Here is a 2,099-nt window from a genome sequence, read left to right as displayed (position 1 = left end):
TTTAGCAAATATATCACAAAATTTGTTTGTCTATTCAACTAATGTTATGGATTATTGTCTAGAAGAAATAGATAGAATAGACCCGGATTTTATAATAATAGATTCTATACAGACATTTATTTTAAGAGAAATACAATCAAGGTCTGGCGCTCCCACTCAAGTAATGGAATGTGCTCATAGAATGGTAGAAGTTGCAAAAGGCAAACGACCAAGGATGGTATTTTTAGTTGGTCAGATGACAAAGGAAGATGAGTTAGCAGGAGTTCGTGCATTAGAACATCTTGTTGATACAGTAATTTTATTAGAGAGTGAAAATAATGAACAATTACGATCTTTAGTGGCAACCAAAAATAGGTATGGCTCTACGGGAGAGATGGGATTTTTCATAATGAACGAAAAAGGTTTAGAGTCTTTGGACAACCCATCAGAATATTTTATGACAGAGAGAAAACAAGGAGAAGAATTGCCTGGTTCAGCACTTTCTGTAGTGAGAGAAGGGACTAGACCTATAATACTTGAGATAGAAGCTTTAGCTTCAAGTAGCTTTTTGCCATACCCTTCAAGAATTTCAGAGTGTATGAGGAGAGAACACTTAAATACTTTAATTTCAATTTTAGAGCAGAGAGCTAATATGAAATTAATGGATAAGAATGTAGTTATAAAGACTACAGGTGGAATAAAATTAAAAGAAACAGCTTCAAACTTGGCAGTAATGATGAGTATATTTTCGTCATTAAAAAATATATCTATAGATACTCAAACTATTTTTATTGCTGATGTGGGATTGACTGGAGAGCTTAAAGGCGTTCCATCAATTGATGAAAGAATTAAAGAAGCTGAGAGGATGGGATTTAAAAGAGTTTTTACATCTCCCGGGAAATATAAAAAGAGTAAACTTCAAATAATTGAATGTAAGACAATTTCAGAAGTCATTAATAAGTTACAAAAATAATTTAAAGTAATACCTATTTGAACTGAACCCAAGAAGTGAGATTTAAAAATTCAACTTTTAAAGATCAATTTTTCATGTCAAAATATAGTAAAATTTTACTTGAGATGAAGGTAAAAAAGGAGAGAATGATTATCATAATTCATTCATTAAGAGAAAAATTTAAATTAAAAGGCTTGATTAAGAAACTAAATTTTCCAAAATTAACATATATGTATTGGCAAAAAAGATTCTATAGAGAAAATAAAGACGAGTATTTACAAGAACGTATTAAGTCCATATGCAAATATAATTCAAACTATGGCTATAGAAGAATACAGACCATGCTTATAGGATTAAAGCAAAACTCGGATATTTAAGTCCGCTATAGTATAGAAAATTAAATACAGATTAGTTGCTATTTACCTTAGAGAAAATGTTAGGGACAAAAAACCAGAGACAAATATTTTTTAATGTCTCTGGTGTAAAGCCCCACTTTTTGTGGTCACCTTAATTTTTTATTAAGTTTAGCCTTTATTTTTTGTTTTTATTATTTAAATCTTTTTCTAGGGTACTAGTTAAGTCTGTACTGTATACTGACAAAAATTCCAATGCCTTTAATAATTTTAAAATAATCCATTTAAGAAAATTCATAAATTTTTTTCTTAGATTATTTTTATATTCTTGTCTAAAAATTAGATGCATAAAGATAGGAGAAATCAACAGTATAATAATTGACAAAATTTCAAATTTTTCATTCATAATAATCACTCCTTTTATTATATTTTATCAATTTATTATTCTAAAAAAAGACTTGTTTTTTTAAAATATAATCTTATACTAATCACTGACTATGTCTTAACAAAATAGTATGATAGCATCAAGGATAATTTAACTAAAGAAATAGTTAAAAGTATTACTCGTAGGAATTGGCTGAATGTAAAAATTTAATGAGTTGTTAATATTAATTAATACTAATATCCGTTAAACAATAGATACAATTGTGTGATTTAATGTAGTATAATAATATTATGAAAGATATACAAAAACAAATTCAAGAATTAGAAGTAGAACTCAAAAAAACTAATAACAAAAGAGAATACATAAGGATTAAAGCCATAATACTAAAACTTAAAGGCAACAGTGCCAAATCCATATCTGAAAAATTAGA

3 protein-coding genes are annotated in these 2,099 nt (G+C 27.7%); 2 read left to right on the top strand and 1 reads right to left on the bottom strand.

Annotated elements, in window-relative coordinates; all coding sequences use genetic code 11:
• Together SOR77_RS08820 and SOR77_RS08815 are read left to right on the top strand one after the other, a co-directional pair.
• Window positions 1-952, top strand: a 952-nt coding sequence (locus SOR77_RS08820; protein WP_320636737.1) for a DNA repair protein RadA, incomplete at its 5' end; no start/stop codon positions are given.
• Window positions 953-1,026: 74 nt separating this feature from the next.
• Window positions 1,027-1,308: a hypothetical protein gene (locus SOR77_RS08815; RefSeq protein ID WP_320636736.1), complete on the top strand. Its 282-nt coding sequence runs from the start codon at window positions 1,027-1,029 to the stop codon at window positions 1,306-1,308.
• A 154-nt stretch (window positions 1,309-1,462) separates the two neighbouring features.
• Here the strand turns inward: SOR77_RS08815 and SOR77_RS08810 are convergent, their stop codons facing one another.
• Window positions 1,463-1,690 (bottom strand): hypothetical protein, encoded by a 228-nt coding sequence (locus tag SOR77_RS08810; RefSeq protein ID WP_320636735.1) that lies wholly within the window; start codon window positions 1,688-1,690, stop codon window positions 1,463-1,465.
• Window positions 1,691-2,099: the final 409 nt, after the last annotated feature.

The organism is Peptoniphilus sp. (genome assembly GCF_034090345.1).
GTDB lineage: Bacteria > Bacillota > Clostridia > Tissierellales > Peptoniphilaceae > Peptoniphilus.
Note: the sequence above shows the minus strand (reverse complement) of the source record. Positions and strands in the feature narration are given on the sequence as shown.